Source organism: Tenacibaculum sp. TC6, assembly GCF_050606265.1.
Lineage (GTDB): Bacteria > Bacteroidota > Bacteroidia > Flavobacteriales > Flavobacteriaceae > Polaribacter.
Window position 1 is genome coordinate 1 of record NZ_JBOCUK010000011.1, and the last position, 23976, is coordinate 23976.

At 31.8% G+C, this 23976-nt stretch carries 13 protein-coding genes; 6 read left to right on the forward strand and 7 right to left on the reverse strand.

The annotated features are described in order from the left end of the window. Positions 1 to 124 precede the first annotated feature (124 nt). The 3 genes from ACQY1Q_RS07980 to ACQY1Q_RS07990 form a co-directional block, all read right to left on the reverse strand. Positions 125 to 2446: a GH92 family glycosyl hydrolase gene (locus tag ACQY1Q_RS07980; protein ID WP_431004777.1), complete on the reverse strand. Its 2322-nt coding sequence runs from the start codon at positions 2444 to 2446 to the stop codon at positions 125 to 127. 187 nt (positions 2447 to 2633) lie between these two features. After that, a complete protein-coding gene (locus ACQY1Q_RS07985; RefSeq protein ID WP_431004778.1) occupies positions 2634 to 3230 on the reverse strand; it encodes a hypothetical protein in 597 nt (198 codons plus the stop codon). A 23-nt stretch (positions 3231 to 3253) separates the two neighbouring features. Further along, positions 3254 to 4183, reverse strand: a complete 930-nt coding sequence (locus ACQY1Q_RS07990; RefSeq protein WP_431004779.1) for an OmpA family protein — start codon at positions 4181 to 4183, stop codon at positions 3254 to 3256. A 181-nt stretch (positions 4184 to 4364) separates the two neighbouring features. On the opposite strand from ACQY1Q_RS07990, the gene ACQY1Q_RS07995 reads away from it, so the two are divergent. Beyond that, positions 4365 to 4748: an ankyrin repeat domain-containing protein gene (locus tag ACQY1Q_RS07995; protein ID WP_431004780.1), complete on the forward strand. Its 384-nt coding sequence runs from the start codon at positions 4365 to 4367 to the stop codon at positions 4746 to 4748. An 80-nt stretch (positions 4749 to 4828) separates the two neighbouring features. Beyond that, complete coding sequence (locus ACQY1Q_RS08000; RefSeq protein WP_431004781.1) at positions 4829 to 5905, forward strand: CNNM domain-containing protein; 1077 nt, start codon at positions 4829 to 4831, stop codon at positions 5903 to 5905. 82 nt (positions 5906 to 5987) lie between these two features. Here the strand turns inward: ACQY1Q_RS08000 and ACQY1Q_RS08005 are convergent, their stop codons facing one another. Next, positions 5988 to 8453: a DUF5686 and carboxypeptidase regulatory-like domain-containing protein gene (locus ACQY1Q_RS08005; protein WP_431004782.1), complete on the reverse strand. Its 2466-nt coding sequence runs from the start codon at positions 8451 to 8453 to the stop codon at positions 5988 to 5990. A gap of 133 nt (positions 8454 to 8586) precedes the next feature. Then, entirely contained in the window at positions 8587 to 11184 is a 2598-nt protein-coding gene (locus ACQY1Q_RS08010) for an AsmA-like C-terminal region-containing protein (protein ID WP_431004783.1), read from the reverse strand. Positions 11185 to 11307: 123 nt separating this feature from the next. On the opposite strand from ACQY1Q_RS08010, the gene queG reads away from it, so the two are divergent. Further along, the gene (gene queG, locus ACQY1Q_RS08015; RefSeq protein ID WP_431004784.1) at positions 11308 to 12237 is read left to right on the forward strand and encodes a tRNA epoxyqueuosine(34) reductase QueG; all 930 of its coding nucleotides are present in this window, start codon (positions 11308 to 11310) and stop codon (positions 12235 to 12237) included. A 55-nt stretch (positions 12238 to 12292) separates the two neighbouring features. Here queG and ACQY1Q_RS08020 read toward each other — a convergent pair whose 3' ends face one another. Both ACQY1Q_RS08020 and ACQY1Q_RS08025 read right to left on the reverse strand, forming a co-directional pair. After that, positions 12293 to 12922, reverse strand: coding sequence for a PAS domain-containing protein (locus ACQY1Q_RS08020; RefSeq protein WP_431004785.1), 630 nt, complete (start codon positions 12920 to 12922; stop codon positions 12293 to 12295). A 123-nt stretch (positions 12923 to 13045) separates the two neighbouring features. Then, on the reverse strand, positions 13046 to 13663 hold the full coding sequence (locus ACQY1Q_RS08025; protein ID WP_431004786.1) for a PAS domain-containing protein: 618 nt from the start codon (positions 13661 to 13663) through the stop codon (positions 13046 to 13048). A gap of 139 nt (positions 13664 to 13802) precedes the next feature. On the opposite strand from ACQY1Q_RS08025, the gene ACQY1Q_RS08030 reads away from it, so the two are divergent. From ACQY1Q_RS08030 to sprA, 3 genes are all read left to right on the forward strand, one after another. Next, a complete protein-coding gene (locus tag ACQY1Q_RS08030; protein ID WP_431004787.1) occupies positions 13803 to 16085 on the forward strand; it encodes an NADP-dependent malic enzyme in 2283 nt (760 codons plus the stop codon). An 82-nt stretch (positions 16086 to 16167) separates the two neighbouring features. Next, positions 16168 to 16749 (forward strand): Holliday junction branch migration protein RuvA, encoded by a 582-nt coding sequence (ruvA, locus tag ACQY1Q_RS08035; protein WP_431004788.1) that lies wholly within the window; start codon positions 16168 to 16170, stop codon positions 16747 to 16749. A gap of 5 nt (positions 16750 to 16754) precedes the next feature. Next, on the forward strand, positions 16755 to 23948 hold the full coding sequence (gene sprA / locus ACQY1Q_RS08040; RefSeq protein WP_431004789.1) for a cell surface protein SprA: 7194 nt from the start codon (positions 16755 to 16757) through the stop codon (positions 23946 to 23948). Positions 23949 to 23976 lie beyond the last annotated feature (28 nt).

Below are 23976 nucleotides of genomic sequence, written 5' to 3' on the forward strand. Positions count from 1 at the left end.
GTCTTTTTGAGTACGTTTTACATGTTTGTTTTTCATGACACTTAATTTTTAGTGTAACGCTATTTCAGGACGGGACAAAAAGTAAAACAAAAAACCTCGCTATTAGCGAGGTTTTTTGTTTGAGTTATTTATTACTCATTTCAAAAATGATTTCACCACCGTTAGCTATATCATCATGAGATAAAAGGTAGTTGTTTATTTTTTTTCCGTTTACGGTTACGCTTTTAACATAAACATTTTCTTTACTTTGGTTTTTAGCTATAATTTTTAAGGTTTTCCCATTACCTAAATGAATGGTAGCTTCTTTAACATTAGGGCTTCCTATTGCATAATAAGAAGAACCGGGAGTTACAGGGTAAAAACCTAAGCAACTAAAAATATACCAAGCACTCATTTGACCTGCATCATCATTTCCACATAGCCCTTCTACAGTAGGAGCGTACATGGTATCCATAATCATACGTACACGTTCTTGCGTTTTTTCCGGATGTCCTGTCCAGTTGTACAAATAAGGAATATGGTGCCCGGGTTCATTACCATGAACATAATTTCCTATAATTCCATCGCGTGTAATATCTTCATGTTTTTCAATGTATTTATCTTCAATTTCCATAGTAAATAGTTCGTCTAACTGCTTACTGAATTTTTCTTTACCGCCCATCATTTCAACCATATGATCAATGTTTTGAGGAACATATAAACCATAGTTCCAGGCATTTCCCTCAATAAAACCTTGACCATGAGTATCCATTGGATCAAAGTTTTCTCTGAAACTTCCATTAGAAAGTTTTGGACGCATAAATCCTATAGAAGGATCATACACGTTGTTATAATACTCTGATCTGTCTAAATATTCTTTTTCAATGTTAGAATTTCCTGCTTTTTTAGCTATTTGTGCAATACACCAGTCGTTATAGGCATATTCAAGTGTCTTAGATACTGAGGAATGACTTTTATCATCCGGAACATATTTATAATCTATATAATCTCCTAATCCGTCAAAATAACGAACCGTTGCAGTATTAGTAGAAGCTTCAAGGGCATGATTTATATCAAAATCGCCAACATTTTTAGCTAAGGCATCTGCAATTACAGAGGTTGCATGATATCCTATCATACACCAATTTTCATTGGCATAATGGCTCCAAATAGGAAGCATTTTATGAACACTTTGATCATGATGTGCCAGCATTGATTTAATCATGTCGTTATTTCGTTGCGGTTGTATAATATTATACAATGGATGTAGTGCTCTGTAGGTATCCCAAAGTGAAAATATGGTATAGTTTGTAAAGCCTTCGGAAGTATAAATGTTTTGATCTAAACCTCTGTATTTACCATCAACATCTTCATATAAAATAGGAGAAAGATTGGTGTGGTATAAGGCGGTATAAAACGTTATTTTATCTTTTTCAGAAAGTGTTTCTACTTCAATTTTATGGAGTTCTTTGTTCCATTTAGCTTTTGTTTCTTCTCTTGTTTTATCAAAATCCCAATGAGGTATTTCTGTTTTAAGATTGTTAAGTGCTCCGTTAGTACTTACAGGAGATAAAGCAAATTTTATTTTGATTTTTTCGCCTTCTTCAGTGTCAAAATTAAAATAGGCTCTTATATCTTTTCCTGCCATTTCAGGAAAATTTTCATCTTGTTTAAACCTTCTGTAAAAGCCATCGTATGTTTCTTTATTATATTTTTTATGACCGTAGCTTTTAAAAGGTTTAGAAAACTGCATAGCAAAGAATACTTTTTTAGTTCTTGCCCAACCTTTAGTTTGTCTATATCCGGTTACTAACGTATCATTTTCAACACGAATAAAAGTCCAAACATTTTTATTGTTGTGATGATATACATTATATACCATGTCTAAAATAATATGGGCATCCTCTGATTTTGGAAAAGTATATTGATGAAAACCAACTCTTTCACTCGCGGTTAATTCTGCTTTAATATTGTAGCTGTTTAAATTTACTTCGTAATGCCCCGGAGATGCTTGTTCGGTTTTATGTGAAAATTTAGAATAAAAACCTTTATTGCCCTCTTTAGTTTTTAAAGGGTCTAATAGTAGGTTTCCGGTAGTTGGCATTACTAAAAAATCGCCTAAATCAGAATGTCCGGTACCACTAAAGTTTGTGTGAGCAAATCCAATAATAGTACTGTCTTTATATTGGTAACCAGCACAATATTCGTAGGTTTCTTTATTGTAACTTCCATCTTGGTTAAACATTGGTTGGAAGTTAGTTTGCGGACCTAATTGTACCATTCCAAAAGGAGCTGTTGCTCCTGGGAACACATGTCCCATTTTGCTGGTTCCAATTAAAGGGTTTACGTATTTGGTAAAATCCTTTTCCATTAGTTTTTCAGTGTTATTTTCATTAGTTTTTTGATGGCAATTCCATAAGAAAATGCAAGAAGTAAAAAGAAGTAATAATAATTGTGTTTTTTTCATATTTTTCAATAAAAGCAGGTTTGTAGTGATAAAAGAGTAAAAATAAGATAGAGGATGGCTATAAAAATAGTATAAGATTAAAAAAATGAATAAATTAACAGTTTTGTGTAAAAAGTTTTATTTTAAACAAAAAATAAAGAAGCCTTAGATTTTCTAAGGCTTTTTAGTGGTTATAGTTTATATGTTTTTAGGCTTTTCCTCCGTCTAATTCATCTTGCCATTTTACTAATTCTTGCCATTTTCCTTCATAGGCAAGTTTTGCTTGTTTAGGCCAAGTGCCGGGTTTGTGCATTCTAAATCTTTCACCTCCGCTGTCTAGTACGTCCTGACATTTTTCTATTGAGGTTTCAGATAATGCTTTCCAGGTTTTAATGTTGAAATTATGAAATAAACTTTCAATTTTTGGTCCTATGCCCTCAACAATTTTCAAATCATTTTGTTTTATTTTTTTACCAAAAGCAGCTTTAGCAGCATCTGCATCAAAAGGAATTTCAAAACTACTTTCATTAGAAAGTGATGCATGTATATTGGTTTTTAAGGAGGCAGCACTTGTTTCTAAGTCCAATTTATTTTTTTTACAGACCTCTAATTCAGCTTGTAACTCTTTTTTAGCTTTGTTACAAGAAGCTAAATCGGTTTCTAGCTTAGTAATTTTACCGGTTATTTCATCATTTGAGTTGTTATTGCTAAATAGTCTTCCTAATAAGAATCCGAATAAAGCAGCTAAAAGTCCAACAATTAGAGGAATTAGCCAACAAGGAAAATGGATTGCTAATACATTCATTTTTTTACTTTTTATAATTGTTTTTAGTTAATAGTTATTTCAATTCTTCTGTTTTTCGCCCTACCTTCATCAGTATTATTATCAGCAATAGGCTTATTTTGACCTTCAGAAATAGTTGTTATGTTTGTAGGTAGAATACCGTTATGAATTAAGTAGTTTTTAACAAAATCTGCGCGTTCTTGTCCTAATTTCAAATTATTTTCAGGTGTTCCGGTGTTATCCGTATGTCCTACTACATGTACTTTTACATTCAATTTATCAACACATGCAGAAATATCAGCAAATTTTTGACGTTGTTGTTTCGTTAGGTTTATACTTGCCTGACCTGTTTTAAAATATAGCATTAATGGCTCTTCTTTAATACGATCACAAGCAGTTTTTAATAACTCTTCATCTTTTGAAGAATCTTGTGTTTTAGTTATCATATCAAAAGAAAGAGGTCCGTATAAAATATGATTATTATCTGCTATTAAATCATTGTATAGTTGCCCGTTTGTATTAATGAGTTTTGAAGAAATTCCTTTAAAAGTCATATAATTTTTTACGGCATTTGCACGCGCATGCCCCAGATTAGGGAAGGCAGAGTTATTTACTTCATCATTAGTATAGTATCCTGTAATATTGATTTGTTTATTGCCGTTAGTATCTAAATATTCTTTAATCATGGCAATTCCGTTATTAATAGAAGTAGATATAGAGTCATGAATAGAAAACGTTGATTTTTTAAAATTAAAACTTTCATTAACGGAGAAAGAGAGGCTTCCGTTATCGTCTTTAATACTAAAAGGAAGTAAAGTGGGGTTTTTAGTTTCAGGAGTTACAGCTTCGTTATTTGTAGTGGTAATACAATTTTTATCCGTATAACAAACACTACAGCATAGATACCAATGGAGTATGGTACCAATAACTACAACTAGCAAAATCCATAATAAATAAGTTGTTTTTTTGCTCATCAGTTAGTTGCTTAAATAATTGATTGTTAAAATATTAAAAAATACTTAAAAATTAAAATTTTGTTTTTTAAGAAAAATTAAGAAGTAATGCTAAATAATTGTTAAGGCTTAATTAAAGATGAAACATTTTTGTTTTTAAAGAGTCTTATAGGAAAACAACATAACTTTAAAATTAAATCTCATGAAAAAAGTTTTTTTAGCCTCGTTAGTTATTCTATTGACTGTAACAACCATGAATGCATCTAATAAAGATAAAAACCCGAATAAAGTATCTATAGAATATGCAGAAATCAGCACTTTTTGTAAAATGGTTAGAGCAGGTAATTATGAAAGTGTAAAATCATTTATTAATAATGGTACTGATATTAACAGAAAATCGTTAGGATTAACGCCTTTAATGTATGCTGCCAGATATAATAAAGTAAAAGTTCTTAAGCTTTTAATTGATAATGGCGCTAAGCTAAATTTAAAATCTGAAAAAGGATTTACGGCTTTAGAATACGCTGAAATGTCAAAAGCAAATGAAGCTTATGAAATTTTAAAAACGGCTCTTGAAAAAGAGTAATGATACATTAAACTATTTGATTGAATGGCTATCTATGTAGATAGCCTTTTTTGTTTATTTTTGTCACAAAAAGATACATCATGACCTTACTTCTTATTTATGCAACATTGTCTATAGTTTTTTCATTTTTATGTTCCATTTTAGAAGCAGTTTTATTAAGCGTAACACCTACTTTTGTTAATGTTAAAAAAAATGAAGGAAAAGCTTATGCTAAAGATTTGGAAGCTCTGAAAAAAGATGTTGATAAACCTTTAATTGCTATTTTAACCATTAATACTATTGCACATACTGTAGGAGCTATTTTAGTAGGATCAGAAGCAAAAAGAGCTTTTGGTGATGAAGGTAACGGAGTGTTTATTGTTTCGGCAGTAATGACAATTTTAATTCTTGTAGCTTCTGAAATTATTCCTAAAACTATTGGTGCTACCTATTGGAAATCGTTGGCAGGGTTTTCAACGAGAGCGTTACATATTTTAATTTTTGTATGTAAATACACCGGAATTATATGGGTATTACAGTTGTTTACCAGAATGTTTGGAAAAGGAGGACACGGTGAAAGTGTTTTAAGTAGAGAAGATTTTTCAGCGATGACTGACATTGCCGAAAAGGAAGGTGTTTTTCACGAAAATGAAAGTAAAGTAATTAGAAATATGATAGGTTTTAAAAAAGTTCAGGCTAAGCATATTATGACTCCTAGAACCGTTTTAAAATCAGCAGATGAAAATCAAACCATACAATCATTTTTTGACGAAAATCAACCTTTACGATTTTCAAGAATACCTGTATATGCAGACCATTCAGATAATATAACCGGTTACTTTTTAAAAGATCAGTTATTATTGTCTTTAGTAAATGGAAAAGGAAATGAACCTTTAAAGTCAATTAAAAGAGATATTGTAGTGGCCGATAGAGAGTTGTCTATTCCTAATTTATTTGAAAGATTAATTGAACAAAGAGAGCACTTAGCTTTAGTAGTTGATGAATTTGGTTCTGTTAGCGGATTGGTAACACAGGAAGATGTGATTGAAACGTTACTTGGTTTTGAAATTATGGATGAAAGTGATAATGTTGCCGATTTACAAAGCTTTGCGAGAAGGAATTGGGAACAAAGAGCAAAACGACTGGGGATTATTAGCGAGGAAGAAGATACTGAATAAATGAGTAGTCCTAAAATAGGTTGACAGATTTAAAAAATATTATTTTAAACCAGAGAGGCTAGCCTCTCTGGTTTTTTATTGTTTAAAACTTAATTCCTACAACTACTCTGTTTTCTTTTTGTCCGTTAAAGTTAGATTGAACAAAATCAACTCGTAATAAACGCCACTTTCCAAAACCTACATTATCCAACCCTAAAGAAAATTCAGAATAAGGTTTATTATCAGCGGTAAATAAACCTTTAGCTCCGGCTACTAAATGAAAGTTTAACTGGTTTAGTAAGGGTATTCTACTGAGTATAGCTCCTTTAAAATTCTGCTCCATGTGTACTTCTCCATACTTATCATTGGTGCTTAGTGTGTAATATGGTAAAGCTAGAAAACCAGTTAAGTAATCACTATTGGGAGCAAGTAACAAACGATTTCCGTTAAAATGAGCATAATCTATAAAAGGAATATTTTTCTTTTCTAAAAAGAAACCTCCTTTAATTCTGTATTTAAAAGCTCCCCAACTAGTTAAGTTAATGTTTTGGTATACTTGTGAATACAATACATCTGAATTCCATTGATTGTTTCCTGAACCAAAATTCTTTTGATACCCAATATATAAAGAAGGGTATTTTCGATTCCCTATATTTATTTTACTATCAGGGTATGATAAATATTTTTGACCAAAATGTATAGAAGCCCCTAAATTTAAAGTCCATATAGTATGAGGATTAAAAGAAGTGGAAAAATTATAAGGCTCTTGAGGGTTGTTAGAGGTATAACTTACATTTTTCTGAGGAAACATTACATAATTAGTAGTATTAAATAAAGGTTTTCTATGAGCATATTCAATACTTGAATTAAAACGTATTCCATTCGTTATTTCTTGAGAAAAAGCAACTTTGGCAAATGTTTTCTCATAAATTTTTAGATAATTTCTTTCAAAAAAAACAGAGCTTACTGTATTCCAAAAAGGAGAGATAGGATTTTTACTATTGAATTGAGCTGTTGTTACTCCTCCAGAAAAAGAAAGTATGGGATAGGTAGTGTTATTCCATTTATATGAAAAGTAGCCGGATGGTCTTAACTTTTTATCAGAAAATCCGTAATTGGCTGTGATTCCTGCATTAAAACGTTTTCCTTTGTCGTTTAATCTCTTGTTAAAATTAAACTCTAAAGCAGAGTTCCATCCTTGAACAGTATTAAAACTTAAATTTTCAATGGGTGAAGAAAAAGATAAAGACCATTTATTATAACTGTTTTTATAGGTGTATCCTGAAAGAACATCTAATAATTTGAATGGGTTTTGTTTTTGATCTATAGAATCTAAATACTTTTGAGATTTTCGTATTACTTTAATACTATCTTTTAACTTGTAATCAGAAACTTCTTCTTGGGTTAAAGGTACAGGCCTAATAGTGTTCCAGTAAACAGTATCTTTTTTAGTAGCATTTTCAGCAAAAGAAAGCACTTCGTTAGTAAAAGTTGATTCGGAAAAATTGGGTGTAAAATTATAATCTGAATACGCTGCAGAAAAACGTCCGTCAAAATTAAAACCAAACATTCCAGCTTTAAAATCAATAGTTTGAGTTACTAGTGCCCAACCTTGAATACTTGCTACATAATTGTAGTTTTGTTTAATTTGTAATTCTTTAATCATAGGAATTCCCACCTGAGCCCCGGATACCTTTATATCTGTTCCGTAAATAGCCCAATCACCTTCAACAATGTATATAAACCCTGAAAAAACACGATCGTTTTTTCTTTTAGGAATTAAGGCAATTTTGCTAATGAGTTTACCATTTTTATCGTAAAATGTTCCGGCAAGTTTGTAAGTGTAATAAGCAAAAGCTTCATTTGAAATTGGAGAGATCATTTGAGCATCTGCTAAATCAAAAGAGTTTTCATAAAAGTTAAAATTAACCTCATCGGCCTGATTAAAACTAATACCATTATCTTTTCCGGATACTTTTGAAGCAATAATATGTTCTTTAAATTTTTTGGGTTTTTTCTGATATTTAATTTTAGAAATAGTCTCAGAAAGATATACAATACCACTACGAGTAGAATCTAATCCACCTCCTAAATCACCAATTTCCTGACCTAAAAACTTTTCAGGAGCATTTTGTATTTTAAATAATCCTCTTGAATAAAAATTAGCCGTGTATTTTGCCAATTTATTAGTGTTTTTATCTTTATTAGCAATCGTGTTACGAATTATTTTCTCAGCCTGATTTTCTTTAGCATTGATCTGAACTTCACTTAATGAAATTTGTTCTTCTAATAAAATAACATCTAATTTTTCAGGCAGTGTATTTACTGTTATTTTCTTTTTTTCTGTTTTATAACCTAAAAACTGAAAAATAACAGTGTAGTTTCCGGAGTTTTTAATTTCAAGAGTATAATCTCCATTATTATTGGTAGTGGTTCCGGTTATACTACCTTCTAAATATACACTTACCAAGGGTAAGGGTTCTCCGTTAACATCGGTTACTTTTCCTCGTATTTGAGAAAAAATGGTAAAGGAAAAAAAGAATACAACAAGCGTAATAAGTTTCTTCATAGTTTGAGTTTGAAATTAGTTGCAACAAACTTAACAGGTATAAAATCAGTAGTATGACTAAATTTTGTTAAGTTTGTTACAAAGAAATCTTAAAATTACAGACGCCTGTTATTTGAAAAAGGTTGCTTTTGTACTATTCTTTTTTATCCTCTTTTTTCTTCTTTTTACCAAACAAGCCGCCTAAAGCATCGGTTACTTTTTTAACGGTAGCGTCTTTACCTGTTGAAGTTTGAGTTGAATCCTTTTTTGAACCACCTAACAGATTTCCTAATGTGTTATTTACTAAATTGTTTTTTTGTTGGTCAATTAGTTTTTGACTTAATTTAGCAACAGATGAAGACAAATCGGTTTGAACATTTGGTGAAGTCATATTTCCTGTAATAGTAGCTGTAATAGGAACTGTTACATTTTGATCTTTAGCGCTTAGTTTAGATACAATTCCGGCAGCTTCATTTCCTAAATATTTAGCCGGAACATCAAAAGTAACATTATAATTCATGCTCTTATCAAAACCATGGCTACCTCCAACATTAATTCCTATATCTTTATAGTTAAGTTTAAAAGGAGCAACTACCACTTTTCCGGCTTCAAAAGAAAGATGTGTTTTTATATCAGACAAATCAAGCTTAGTCAAGTCGATAAATGATAGTTTATTATTTAATAAGCTTAACGCTTTTGTTTTTTCAGGATTTATTTTAGCAGATAAAAGTTGTGCCAATGCATTTCCGGTAATGGTTGTTAAATTAGGTGTAAAATCATTATTTAAACTTCCTGATAGGTCAATATCTGAATTTAGTTTACCATCCATAGCTCCGGCAATAGGACTTAACGATTGTAGTAAGTCCATACTGGTGAATGATTGAGAAATATCAAAAGAATTGATGCCTAATTTCATTGCAAAGGTAGGCTGTTTCTTTTGCGTATTTACTTCACCGTTTAAAGAAATTTGCCCGTTAAAAATACCGGCAGTCATATTCTGTAAAGTGGCTTTTTCATCTTTTAACCATAAAATACCTTTTACATTGTTTAGTGTTAAATTGTCATAATGAACGGTTTTTGCATCAGCAATCACTTTACAATCTAAAAACGCTGGGATTTTTAAAGACTCTTCACCGGTTGTTTCTTCTTTTTTTGTAGTTGTTTCAGTAGTTGCATCTTCATTTTTTTGCATAAAATCACTTACATAAAAGTTTGTTGAAGCAACGTTAAATGTTCCTTGTAATTTTTTATTTGATAGAAGGAATCCAAGTAAGTTATTAATTTTTCCGGTAGCATTTAAATCACTTTTCCCGGTTTTAGCATCAAACTTAGCAAGAGAAATTACTGTGGGGTCAAAGTTGATTTTGGTACTTTTTATCTCAATAGGATTCACTACATCTTTAGACGCAAAAACAAAATCGTTAACCTCAATGGTTCCGCTATTTTTAATACGATCTATATTATTTTTCTTAATAGCCTCTACATCAAACTTGGTTGTAAGGTTGGCTTTTAAAATACCTTTTAATTCGTTTTCTAAACTAATAGGGTATGCTTTACTAATGTTAGCTAAGTTTAAAGTTCCGTTTAAAGTGGCATTTACCAACGGATTTGTAGTTAGGTTGTATAAACTTCCTTTTCCGGAAAAGGTATCTTCATCTATTTTAAAAGATAAATTATCAATGGTAACAAATGTATTTTCAAGTTTACCTGTTGTGTTTTTAATTTGAGTATTAATATGAATATTACGAACACTTTTAGGTAAATCAGGATATTTAAAAGAGGCATTTTGTGCATTAATAGCAATGTCTAATTTAGGAATATGAGTTTCATCAATAATACCATCAACTTTTCCTGAAACGCTAAAATTTCCCGTTGTTTTTACATCACTAATATTTTTGGCATATACTTCAGGAATTAGTCCTAAAAAGTTTTTAAAATCAGAAGAAGGCGTTTTGAAATCAATAGAAACTTCTTGATTGTTTTCATTAATTTTTACAAAGCCATTAAACACTAATGGTAAATTATTCAGTTTAGCTTCATTTTTTAAAAATGAAAATTTCTTATTTACCAAATCCATTCCCAGAATAGCATCTAAAGAAATCTTTTGATTTTTAGCATAGGAAGTACCATCCATTCCAAAAGAAATTAAAGTACTGGTTTGAGTGTTTAATTCTGAATTTGATTGAGAAAAATCTCCACTACCTCTATGATTAAGATCGGTAAGAAGTAAATTTATTTTTCCTTTTTTATCATCATACTTTACAGTTGCATTTGTAATACTATATTCTTCAATAGATAAGCCAAAATTAGAAGTAGAATTATTTTCATCATCAGAAGCCGGAGTTTCTGATGGCTTAGCAATGTCGTAATTTGCATTACCCTTTTCATCTGTTAAAACGTTTACTTTGGCATTATCTACGGTAAATGATTTTATGTTTAGCTGTTCTGATGAATTTTTAAATAATTCAGTAAGTTTTAATTTTAGGGTAATTTCTTTTGCATACAAAAGCGTATCCCCTTCAAAAGGTTGTTTGTTAATTACAGAAACATCTGCTAATTGAACTGAGGCATTAGGAAAACTTTTAAGTAAACTTAAGCTCCCGTCAGAAAAATCAACTTGAGCGTTAACATTGTTGTTAATAGTTTCTTTTACCAAACCAATAATTTTATCTTGGAATAATAAAGGAATACTTATTAATAGAATAAAGATGGCTACAACAACTCCAATTATTATTTTGTAAACTTTTTTCATAGAGGGAATGATTTGGTATATAATTATTAACGTACAAAGTTCAACAATTATTTGTTAACATATCGCTAAGAAAACTATAAAAATAAAAGTTTTAATAATTTTGCATTGGTTACTAATAATAGAATGAATAAAAAACAGCAATACAGTGATTTTATAAAAAACCAGGCAAAAAGACTGGGGTTTTTGGCGTGTGGAATTGCTAAAGCTGATTTTTTAGAAGAAGAGGCTCCTCGTCTAGAAAAGTGGTTAAAAAATGACTTTCATGGAAAAATGCATTACATGGAAAATCATTTTGATAAGCGATTAGATCCTAGGTTGTTAGTAGAAGGGGCAAAATCGGTTATATCGTTGTCGTATAATTACTTTCCGGAATCAACTCAGGAAAACTCAAGTTATAAGATTTCTAAATACGCTTATGGTCAAGATTATCATCATGTTATAAAAGATAAATTAAAAGAATTATTACAGTTGATTCATGATGAAATAGGTGAGGTGTCCGGGCGATGCTTTGTTGATTCAGCTCCGGTTATGGAACGAGCTTGGGCAGAAAAGTCCGGCTTAGGATGGAATGGAAAACATTCATTATTAATACAAAAACAGCAAGGGTCATTTTTCTTTTTAGCTGAATTAATTGTTGATTTAGAATTAGCGTACGATCATCCTTTTACAACCGATCATTGTGGTAAGTGTACCCGTTGCATTGATGCTTGTCCTACAGAGGCTATTTTGCCAAATAAAACAGTGGATGGTAGTAAGTGTATTTCTTACTTAACTATAGAATTAAAAGATGCCATACCAACAGGTTTTAAAGATAAAACGCAAGATTGGATGTTTGGTTGTGATGTATGTCAGGATGTGTGTCCTTGGAATCGTTTTTCACAACCTCATGCAGAACCATTATTTACTCCTCACGAAGATTTGTTAGGAATGACCCAAACAGATTGGCAAGAATTAACACAGGAAACTTTTAGTAAAGTGTTTAAAAAATCAGCTGTAAAAAGAACTAAATTTTCCGGGCTACAACGAAATATTAATTTTTTAGATAAAAAATAAAACCACCTATGTGTACATAGATGGTTTTAGAGCTGTTATAATATAATCCTATTTTCTATACAAAATCTCCAAAGAAGAACCAATTTAGGCTCTTTTTTAATTTACCTCCCGATTCTTTTTCTTCTTCGCTATTTTGGGTGTTGGTATTTACTTCACTGTTAAATAAATCAACTACAAACTCATCATAACTTTTATTCACTTCTTCTTTTAAAAATGCGTCAAAGTATAATTCACTTGCTTTTTCACCTTTAACTTGTTCAATGTCTAACAACGTTTTGTACAAAGGTTCAATTTGTTTAACAATAGATTCAGGTATAGCTTTTCTACGACCTGTATAACCAGTTGCTTCTCCTTTTTCATTTCTTTCTATTTCAAAATCAGTAATTACCCAATAGTATCTACCGGTTCTAGAAAGGTTTTTTACAATAGCATGGAAGTTTTCTTCCTTTTTTAAAGCTTCCCATAACACTTTAAATACTACCTTAGGCATATCCGGGTGGCGTATAATGTTATGAGGCTCTCCAATAAGTTCAACTTTATTATACTCTGAAGCTTCTTCAAAAGCATCATTCATGTATAAAATGGTTCCGTGTAAATCGGTTTTACTAATGATAGTTTTAGTTTTATCCCACTTAACTTCTTCATCGAGAATTTTTGTAGGACGGGGGGACAAGTTAGTATTCATTGTTTTTAGTTTAAGTTGGGTACAAAAATAGTTCTTTTAAAATAAAAAACATAGGCGAAACCCTTATAGATAAAGGTTTCGCCTAGTATTTAGTGCTAATATTATTAAAGAATATCCAATTATTTATTCATAATCTCCAAAGAAAAACCAGTTAAGTCCTCTTTTAAAATTACTCTTGTTGTTTTCTTCTTTTTGATATTTTTCTTTTTGACTTTCTTCTTCAAATAAATCAACCACAAATTCATTATATGTTTTTCCTACTTCTTCTTTTAAGTAAGCATCAAAATATAATTCACTTGCCTTTTCACCTTTTAGTTTTTCAATTTCTAATAAGGTTTTGTATAACGGTTCAATTTTAGTTACAACACCTTCAGGAACAGATTTTCTTCTGGCAGTATAACCACAAGGCTCTCCATTTTCGTCTTTGTCAATAGTAAAATCGGTAATTACCCAGTAGAATCTACCGGTTCTGGTTAAGTTTTTTACAATAGCATGAAAATTTTCACCTTTTTTTAAAGCATCCCATAAGGCTTTAAAAGCAACTTTAGGCATATCAGGATGACGAATAATATTATGAGGTTCACCAACTAACTCAATAGCACTGTATTCACATACTTGAGTAAACACATCATTTGCATATAAAATAGTACCGTATAGGTCTGTTTTACTTACAATTGTTTTTGTTTTGTCCCATTTTACTTCTTCATCAATTATTTGTCTAGGTATCGGGGGCGTTTGCATATTTAAAAAGATTTTTAGGTTAAATGATAGGGCAAAGGTCTGGCAAATAAAGCTGACGAAACATGACTTTTATCAGGTTGTAAATTATTTTACTTCATTACAAAATGTATATTTGTAAGTTCATACAAACAACATTATTATGGGCGATTCTAGAAAAAGACGAGAAGCTTTATTATATCATGCAAAACCCAAACCAGGAAAAATTTCTGTAGTTCCTACTAAAAAGTATGCAACTCAGCACGATTTATCATTGGCCTATTCACCGGGAGTTGCTGAGCCTTGTTTAGAAATAGCAAAAGATAAAAATAACGTTTATAAATATACCTCAAAAAGTAATTTAGTAGCCGTAATTTCAAATGGAACAGCAGTTTTAGGATTAGGTGATATAGGACCTGAAGCATCAAAACCTGTGATGGAAGGAAAAGGGTTGCTTTTTAAAATTTTTGCTGATATTGACGTTTTTGACATTGAAGTTGATGCAACTGACGTAGATAAATTTGTTGAAACAGTTAAAGCAATTGCTCCTACTTTTGGAGGAATAAATTTAGAAGATATTAAAGCGCCGGAAGCTTTTGAAATAGAGCGTAGGTTGAAAGAGGAGTTGGATATTCCGGTGATGCACGATGATCAGCATGGAACAGCTATTATTTCTGCAGCAGCACTTAAAAATGCGTTAGAAATTAACGGAAAAAATATTGACGAAGTGCAAATAGTAGTAAATGGGGCAGGAGCCGCCGCTATTTCTTGTACACGATTATACATTGCTCTTGGTGCTAAAAGAGAAAATGTAGTGATGTGCGATAGTAAGGGTGTTATTAGAAAAGATAGAAATAACCTTACTTCTGAAAAAGAGGAATTTGCATCGAGTAAAGATGTAAATACTTTAGAAGAGGCAATGCACAATGCAGATGTATTTATAGGACTGTCAAAAGGAAATGTAGTAACTCCTGAGATGCTATTATCTATGGCAAAAAATCCTATAGTGTTTGCTATGGCCAATCCGGAACCGGAAATAGCGTATGATTTAGCTATTGAAACCAGAGAAGATATTATTATGGCAACTGGAAGGTCAGACCATCCTAACCAAGTAAATAATGTACTAGGATTTCCATTTATATTTAGAGGAGCATTAGATGTTAGAGCAAGCAAGATTAATGAAGAAATGAAAATGGCTGCCGTACATGCTCTTGCCGATTTAGCTAAAAAATCAGTACCGGAACAAGTAAATATAGTATATGATGAAATCAGTCTCTCTTTTGGAAAAGACTATATTATACCTAAACCGTTCGATCCAAGATTAATTTACGAAATACCACCAGCTATAGCAAAAGCAGCTATGGATTCAGGAGTGGCAAAAGAACCTATTGAAGATTGGGAGAAGTACAGAGAAGAATTGATGGATAGGTCTGGAACAGGTAGTAAAGAAATCAGATTGTTACATAACCGAGCAAAGAAAGATCCTAAGAGAATTGTATTTGCTGAAGCTGATCACTTGGATGTGTTAAAGGCGGCACAAAGAGTATATGAAGAAAAAATAGGAACACCTATTCTGTTAGGAAGAAAAGAAGTTATTTTAGAGCTAAAAGAAGAGTTAGGTTTTGTTGGTGAAGTACCTATTATTGATCCGAAAACGGATGATGAAGAGGATAGAAGAAATCGTTATGCAGAAATTTTCTGGAAATCACGTCAACGTAAAGGGGTTACTTTTTTTGAAGCACAAAAATGGATGCGTGAACGAAACTATTTTGCCGCAATGATGGTTAATAGTGGTGAAGCAGATGCGTTGATAACAGGATATTCAAGACCTTACCCTTCAGTTGTAAGACCAATTTTGGAGTTGATTGAAAAAGATAAAGGAGTAACCAGGGTTGCTGCAACTAACTTAATGCTTACTAAGCAAGGTCCCATGTTTTTAGCAGACACAACTATTAATATAAATCCAACAGCTAAAGATTTAGCTAAAATAACACAGTTAACTTCTGCATTAGCTAGAATGTTTGGTATGAAACCTAATATTGCTATGTTAGGGTTTTCTAACTTTGGATCAACTAAGTCTGAAAGTTCTGCAAAAATCAGAGAAGCGGTATCTTATATCCACAGAAATTATCCAAATGTGGTTGTTGACGGAGAATTGCAGGCTGACTTTGCTTTAAATCCGGAATTATTAGCAAAAGAATTTCCTTTTTCTAAATTAAACGGAAAAAAAGTAAACGTACTTATTTTCCCTAATCTTGAAGCGGCAAATATTACGTATAAATTAATGAAACAAGTTGACGGAATAGAATCAGTAGGACCAATTTTGTTAGGAATGAGTAAGCCGGTTCATATTTTACAACTAGGAGCAAGTGTTGATGAAATGGTTAACATGGCTGCTGTAGCGGTTGTAGATGCTCAAAATAAAGCATTAATTAAATCAAATTAAGAAACCAGAAAAACCCTTGAAAACGAGAGTTTTTAAAAACAAATAATTTTTCTACTTTAGACAACGCGAAAAAAAGGAATAGATGATAACACAAATTAGGGGAAGACTTGTTGAAAAAAATCCAACATACGTAGTAGTTGATTGTAACGGTGTTGGCTACTTACTTCATATTTCTTTAAATACATTTTCAGCATTAACTGATGATGAAAATGTGGTGTTATATACTCATCTATCTATAAGAGAAGACGCGCATACTTTATATGGTTTTATTACCAAAACAGAAAGAGAAGTCTTTAGACTGTTAGTCTCAGTGTCAGGTGTAGGCCCCAGTACTGCTCGAACAATGCTTTCTTCTATGACTTCGGATGAAATCCAACAAGCAATAGCTTCTGAGAATGTAAAATTGATTCAATCTGTAAAAGGAATTGGAGCTAAAACAGCACAAAGAGTTATTGTTGATTTAAAAGATAAAATTTTAAAGACGTTTGATCTGGATGAAGTTTCTGTAACTCAAAACAATACAAATAAAGAAGAAGCGTTATCTGCTTTAGAGGTATTAGGTTTTGTACGTAAACAAGCCGAGAAAGTAGTCAATAATATATTAAAAGAAACGCCTGAAGCTTCTGTAGAACAGTTGATAAAGCAAGCGTTAAAAAACTTATAATAGAGTTGAAAAATACATTTACGAATAAATTATTTACAGCACTTACTTTATTAGTAAGTGTTGTTTCGTTTTCACAAAGTGTTTCTAATAATTCAGTTAAAGATACTGTAGTACCACTTAAGTATAATTTTAAGTTTAATCAAACAGGAAAACTTTTTTTAAACAATCCGTCAGAGTTTCAAGTAACATATGACGAGTCGTTAAACAAGTTTGTGATTGTTGAAAAAATAGGTGATTATTATGTAGGAACTCCTATTTTTATGACACCTAAAGAGTATGAAGAATACCGACTAAAGAATGATATTAAAGATTACTTTAGAGAAAAAGTTGATGCTGCTGATTCAAGAAAGAAAGGAAAAAAAGACGCTAGAAAAAACTTATTACCTAAATACTATGTAAACTCAAAATTTTTCGAATCGGTTTTTGGAGGGAATACAGTTGAAGTAATTCCCAGAGGGCAGGTAAATATTAAGTTAGGAGGGATATATCAAAATAATGAAAATCCTCAAATATCTATAGACCAACAAAGCAGTTTTACGTTTGATTTTGATCAACAAATAAGTGCTAGTTTACAAGCTAAAGTAGGTAAGCGATTAAAAGTTACAGCTAACTACGATACACAATCAACATTTGATTTTCAAAATCTTATTAAACTTGAATATACACCAACAGAAGACGATATTATTCAAGGAATTGATGCAGGTAATATTAATATGCCTATTAAAAACTCGTTAATTAATGGAGCACAAGCTCTTTTTGGGGTAAAAACAGAACTTCAGTTTGGAAAAACCCGAGTAACAGCAGCTTTTTCACAACAAAACTCTCAATCAAAAACGGTAGTTGCTGAAGGGGGTGCTACGATTGAAGATTTTGAATTAAGAGCTTCTGACTATGATAATGATCGTCACTTTTTCTTGTCACAATATCATAGAGAAAACTATAAAAAGGCACTTAAACAATACCCGTTAATTAATAGTCCAATTAACATTACCCGTATAGAAGTTTGGGTAACTAATAGAACGCAAAATGTAAATGATTTTAGAAGTATTGTTGCTATTGCCGATTTAGGTGAATCAAACTCAAACGCAACCTCAGATAATTTAGTAAACAATACCGTAGTTGATCCGGCAGTTGTTCCTGTACAAACCAATGGTGTTAATTTACCATATAACGGTGTCAATAAATTAGATCAATTATTAACACAAAATGGAGAAATCAGAAATGTTGCTACCATCCAAAATGGATTTACCAATGTAGGTGTTACAGGGGTAACTCAAGGAACTGATTTTTCGTATTTACAAAATGCACGCAAGTTACAGGAGAATGAATATAAACTACATCCACAATTAGGATTTATATCATTAAATAGAAGGTTAAACGATGGTGAAGTACTGGCGGTAGCTTATGAATATACCGTTGTAGGGGCAACGCAAGGTGGAGGTCCCAGTAGTGAAACTGTTTTTAAAGTAGGAGAGTTTTCAAATGATGGGGTTATAGCTCCTGCTAACTTAGTAGTAAAATTATTAAGAAGTGAAATTTTAACAACGGTAAGACCTGCAGATAAAACTAAACCTTTTCCAACGTGGCGATTAATGATGAAAAACGTATATGCTTTAGGTGCATATCCATTACGTCAAGAAGGTTTTCGATTTGATTTATTATATAGAGATGATGAAACCGGAACATTACAAAACACCTTACAAAATGCATCATCTTCTAACATAGGTAATTTGCCTTTAATGCAGATTTTTCATATTGATAGGCTAGATCAAAGTCAGTATCAAGTATCGGGAGGTGATGGTTTTTTTGATTTTGTTGAAGGAGCCACGGTGAATGCTGAAAAAGGATATGTTATTTTTCCGGACCCAGAGCCTTTTGGAGAAAATTCATATTTAGATTCCAGACTTGTAGGTGCTGATAAAAATAAATACCTATTTGAAGAACTGTATTTAACAACTAAAATTCAGGCAAAAAATGAATATCAGAATAAAGATAAGTTCTTTTTAAAAGGATATTATAAATCGGAATCAAGCAGAGGAATTTCTTTAGGAGCGTTTAATATTCCCAGAGGTTCGGTAAAAGTAACTGCAGGAGGAAGAGCTTTAGTTGAAGGGATTGACTATATAGTAGATTATCAGCTGGGTAGAGTACAGATTTTAGATCCGGGATTAGAGGCTTCAGGAGTGCCAATTAATGCAACGGTAGAAAATAATACCTTTTTTAACCAGCAAAGAAAAACCTTTATAGGGATTGATGTAGAACATCGTTTTTCTGAGAATTTAACATTGGGAGGTACTTTTTTAAATGTAAGTGAAAAGCCTATTACACCAAAAGTAAACTTTGGAGGTGAGCCAATTGATAATGTGATGTTAGGTTTAAATTTAGACTTTTCATCAGAAGTTCCTTATTTAACAAAATTAGCTAACAAACTACCTTTTGTAGAAACAGATGCACCTTCAAAAGTATCGGTAAGAGCTGATATGGCGTACTTATTACCGGGGTCACCAAGCGGTATAGATGTTAACGGAACGGCTACTTCATATTTAGATGATTTTGAAGCATCGCAAATTCCTATTAACTTAAACTCACCTCAACAATGGTTTTTAGCCAGTACACCGGAGTCTCAAGGATATAAAACAGATGGAGAAAAAAATAACGATTTATCATATAATGACCATAGAGCAAAAATAGCTTGGTATAATGTAGATCAGCTTTTTTATGGGAATTCTAATAGACCTTCAAGTATTGACGAAAACGAACTTGCCAGAGATGAGGTACGTCAAATTCGATATGAAGAATTATTTGATATTGATTTAGATATTACACAACAAAATTTAGTAAGAACTTTAGATTTAGCATATTATCCTTCTGAAAGAGGTCCGTATAACTTTAATACCGATATAGATGAGGTTGATATTGATGCCCCAAATAATAAAGTTACGTTAAAGAAACCGGAAGAAAACTGGGGAGGTATTATGCGTCCGCTAACTACTAATAATTTTGAACAAGCAAACGTAGAGTATATTCAGTTTTGGTTAATGGATCCGTATGAAAATTATTCTATTACTGAACAAGAAGGATTACCACCTGGATTTAACCCTAAAGATCCTACAAACCATGGAAAATTATTAATTAACCTAGGGAATATTTCAGAAGATATTTTACGAGACGGAAGTAAACAATATGAAAACGGATTGCCGGAAGATGGTGTAAAAACAGACGGAAGTAATGTAAGAGAATCAGCTTGGGGGTTTACACCTATAAATCCGTCAATTTTATATGCTTTTGCCTCAGATCCTAGTGCCAGAGCTAATCAAGATGTGGGGTTAGACGGATTAAGTGATGCAGAAGAAAAAAGTGATTTTAACAGTACAAATTCCTTTCCGGCTCAATACAGACAATTAGCTGATCCATCTGGAGATAACTTTCAGTTTTTTAGAGGAGGTGACCTAGATGCTATTAATGCTTCTATCTTAACCCGTTATAAAAATTATAACAATACCCAAGGAAACTCACCAACACCGGAACAATCACCGGAAACATATCCAACTTCAGCAACTACATATCCGGATACAGAAGATATTAACAAAGATCAAACAATGAATCCGGTGAGCAGTTACTTTGAATATGAAGTTCCGTTAAGTAGAACTGAGTTAAACAAAGGAATTGGGTTTAATCATATAGTTGATGTAAAAAATAGTACAATTACCTTAACCAATGGAGAAACCCGTACCACCAGATGGTATCAGTTTAGAATTCCTGTAAAATCAGGAACTCCTATAAACGGAATTACAGATTTTAACAGTATTCGTTTTGTAAGAATGTTTGTAACTCAATTTAGAATTCCGGTGGTATTACGTTTTGGAGAATTAGAATTGGTAAGAAGTGATTGGAGAAGATATACACAAAATGTACCGGATACAGAGTTAAATAATTTTGAGATAGGAGTAGTTAATATTGAACAAAACAAAGATAAATATCAATTACCTCCGGGAATTCAGAGAGAACGTTTACAAGGAACTAACAGAATTCAACGTCAAAATGAGCAATCTGTTACCTTAAAAGTTACAGATTTACCGGCAGACTCGTTAAGAACTATATACAAAAACATTAGTATTGACATGCGTAGGTATAAAAACTTACGAATGTTTCTACACGCTGAAGATCCTAATAGAGTAGCCAGTCAAGGGCAAAATACTGAAACGGTAGCTATTATTCGCTTAGGAACTGATTTGAATGAAAACTACTACGAAATTGAAAAACCATTAGTATATTCAAGTGTTTCAGGAACGCCGGTATCAGATAAAGTATGGCCGGTAGAAAATAACTTAGATATTCTTTTAGAAGAATTAGCAAATCTAAAACTAGAAAGAACCGGAAGCGTTTCTAATGTGTTTTCAGGATTAAGCACAAATGGATTAAAAATATCTGTAAAAGGAAATCCAACGTTGGCTCAGATTCGAACCGTAATGTTAGGAGTTAAAAACACATCAGCTTCTTCTAAAACTATAGAAATTTGGTATAATGAAATGCGTGCTGTTGGATTTGATAATAAAGGTGGATGGGCAGCCGTGTTGAGTGCTGATGCTAATTTAGCAGATGTAATGAATGTTTCATTAGGAGGAAGAATGTCTACCATTGGATTTGGAAATGTAGAAGATAGAGTACAACAAAGAAGTATAGAAGAAGTAAAACAATATAATGTGGCAACCAATGTTCAGTTAGGAAAAATGATGCCTAAAAAATGGAACATGCAAGTGCCGATGAGTTATAGTTACGGGGAAGAGTTCAGAGATCCTAAATATGACCCGCAACTACAAGATGTAACTATTCAGCAAGCTCGCGATGCTGCTGAAACTACAGGGAACGAAAAAGCAAAAGAAAATGTAGCTAATGCACAAGATTATACACGAAGAAAAAGTATTAGCTTTATTAATGTGAAAAAGAACAGAAATCCGGAAAGTAAAAAGAAAGAGAAATTCTATGATGTAGAAAACTTCTCGGTTTCATATTCATTTAATGAAGAGTTTCATAAAGATTATAACGTTGAAAAATATGTTAATCAAAATGTAATGGCAGGAGCCAGCTATAACTTTAATTTCAGACCTTTTGTTATAGAGCCATTTAAGAAAACACAATTCTTAAGTAATAAGTATTTACAATTTATTAAAGATTTGAATATTAATCCGGTACCTAAAACAATTGCCGTTAACTCGAGAATTAACAGAAATTATAGCGCTCAAAGGTCAAGAAACTTAATTGAAGGTTTATCTCCTCAACCAGAATTAAAGCAACGAAATTTTGTGTTTGATTGGGATTATACCATTGGATTTGACTTAACAAAATCATTACAATTAAACTTCAATGCTACCAACAATTTTATTTATGATGGTTTTGGTAAAGATGAAGATTTAGAAATTTATGATAAATTCTTTAACATAGGAAGGCCAAATAGTTATCATCAAAAACTGAATGCAACGTATAAAGTACCTATTAATAAGCTACCTTATTTAAGTTTCTTAACTGCTGATTATGGATATACTGCAGATTTTGATTGGCAGGCAGCTTCTCAAAGTCCTATTTATGAAGTAATAGACGGAAAGGAAACTGAGGTAGGTAACGTAAGAGACAAGGTTGGGAATATGATTCAAAATGCAAATACGCATAATTTGAATACAACCATAGATTTTGAAAGATTCTACAAAACGCTTAAGTTAGATAAGTTACTGATTAAAGAGGCAAAGAAAACTCCTGTTAAAAAAGGATCATTAAAATTAGGAGATAATCAGCAAACAGCGGACAAACCAAAACTGAAAAAAAATGCCGGATTTGGTCAAAAAGCATTAAAAGGATTGTATGATGTATTAACCTCTGTAAAGAGAGCAAAGATTAGCTATAGTCAAAACAACGGAACTCTTTTACAAGGATACAAACCTTCTGTTGGGTTTTTAGGAAGAAATAATTATGAAGGAGGTTCAGCGCCAACCTTTGGATTTGTATTCGGAAGTCAAACGGACATTTTAAGAAACGCTATTAGCAACGGATGGTTGGTAACCAGAAACCCGAATGATCCTGATGATACGTATTACAATAAGAATTATGGTAAAACAAGCAATAAAAAATTAGATTATACAATTTCAGTTAAACCATTTAAAAGCTTAACTATTGACTTTAGAGGAGATAGAATTCAAACAAGTAACTTAACACAACAGTTAGATGTTATAGCTAATGGAAGTGGAGGATTTGAACAAAACCCGAATATCAAAGCTTTTGAAACAGGAAACTATAGCATAAGTCATTTTATGTTAGGTACTATGTTTACAGATGGAGAAACGCTTTATCAAAACTTCAGAACGTATAGACAAACAATTTCAACCAGAGTATCTGAAGAAACCGGATTAGCAAACACTACCGGAGCTGCTTATCAATTAAATGGTCAACAAGCAATGTTACCGGCGTTTTTAGCAGCATATTCGGGGCAAGATCCTAATTCAGTAAGCACAGGTATTTTTAGAAATATTCCTATACCTAACTGGACTTTACGTTATAATGGATTAATGGAATTTAAATGGTTTAAAAAGAATTTTTCATCATTTACCTTATCACACGGTTATAAATCTTCCTATACAATAGGAAACTATACCAATAACTTACAATACACTAAAGGAGGTACAAATACTTCCGGTAATTATCACCCTGAAGTATTAGTTTCTTCGGCAACATTGATAGATGAATTTTCGCCGTTGATTAAAGTTGACTTTAGAATGAAGAGCTCTTTATCATTTAAAGGAGAGATAAGAAGAGACAGAAGTTTAACATTAAATTTTAACAATAATACAATAACTGATATAAATGGAACAGAATATGTATTTGGATTTGGATATAAGATCAGAGATGTTAAATTTGTAACCCGATTTACAGGGAAGAAAGAAACCTTAAAAGGAGATATCAATCTTAGAGCAGATATTTCATTAAGAGATAACCTAACGTTAATTAGAAGTGTTGATGAAAGTAATAATCAGGTAACCGGAGGAGAAAGATTATTTGGTATTAAATTTTTGGCAGATTATAATTTAAGTAAAAATTTAACAGCATCTTTTTACTATAATCATCAAACATTTAGTTACGCAATCTCAACAACCTTTCCAAGGCAATCTATTAACGCAGGAATTAATTTAGTATATAATTTAGGAAATTAAAATAAACAAAGAATATAATAAAACAAAC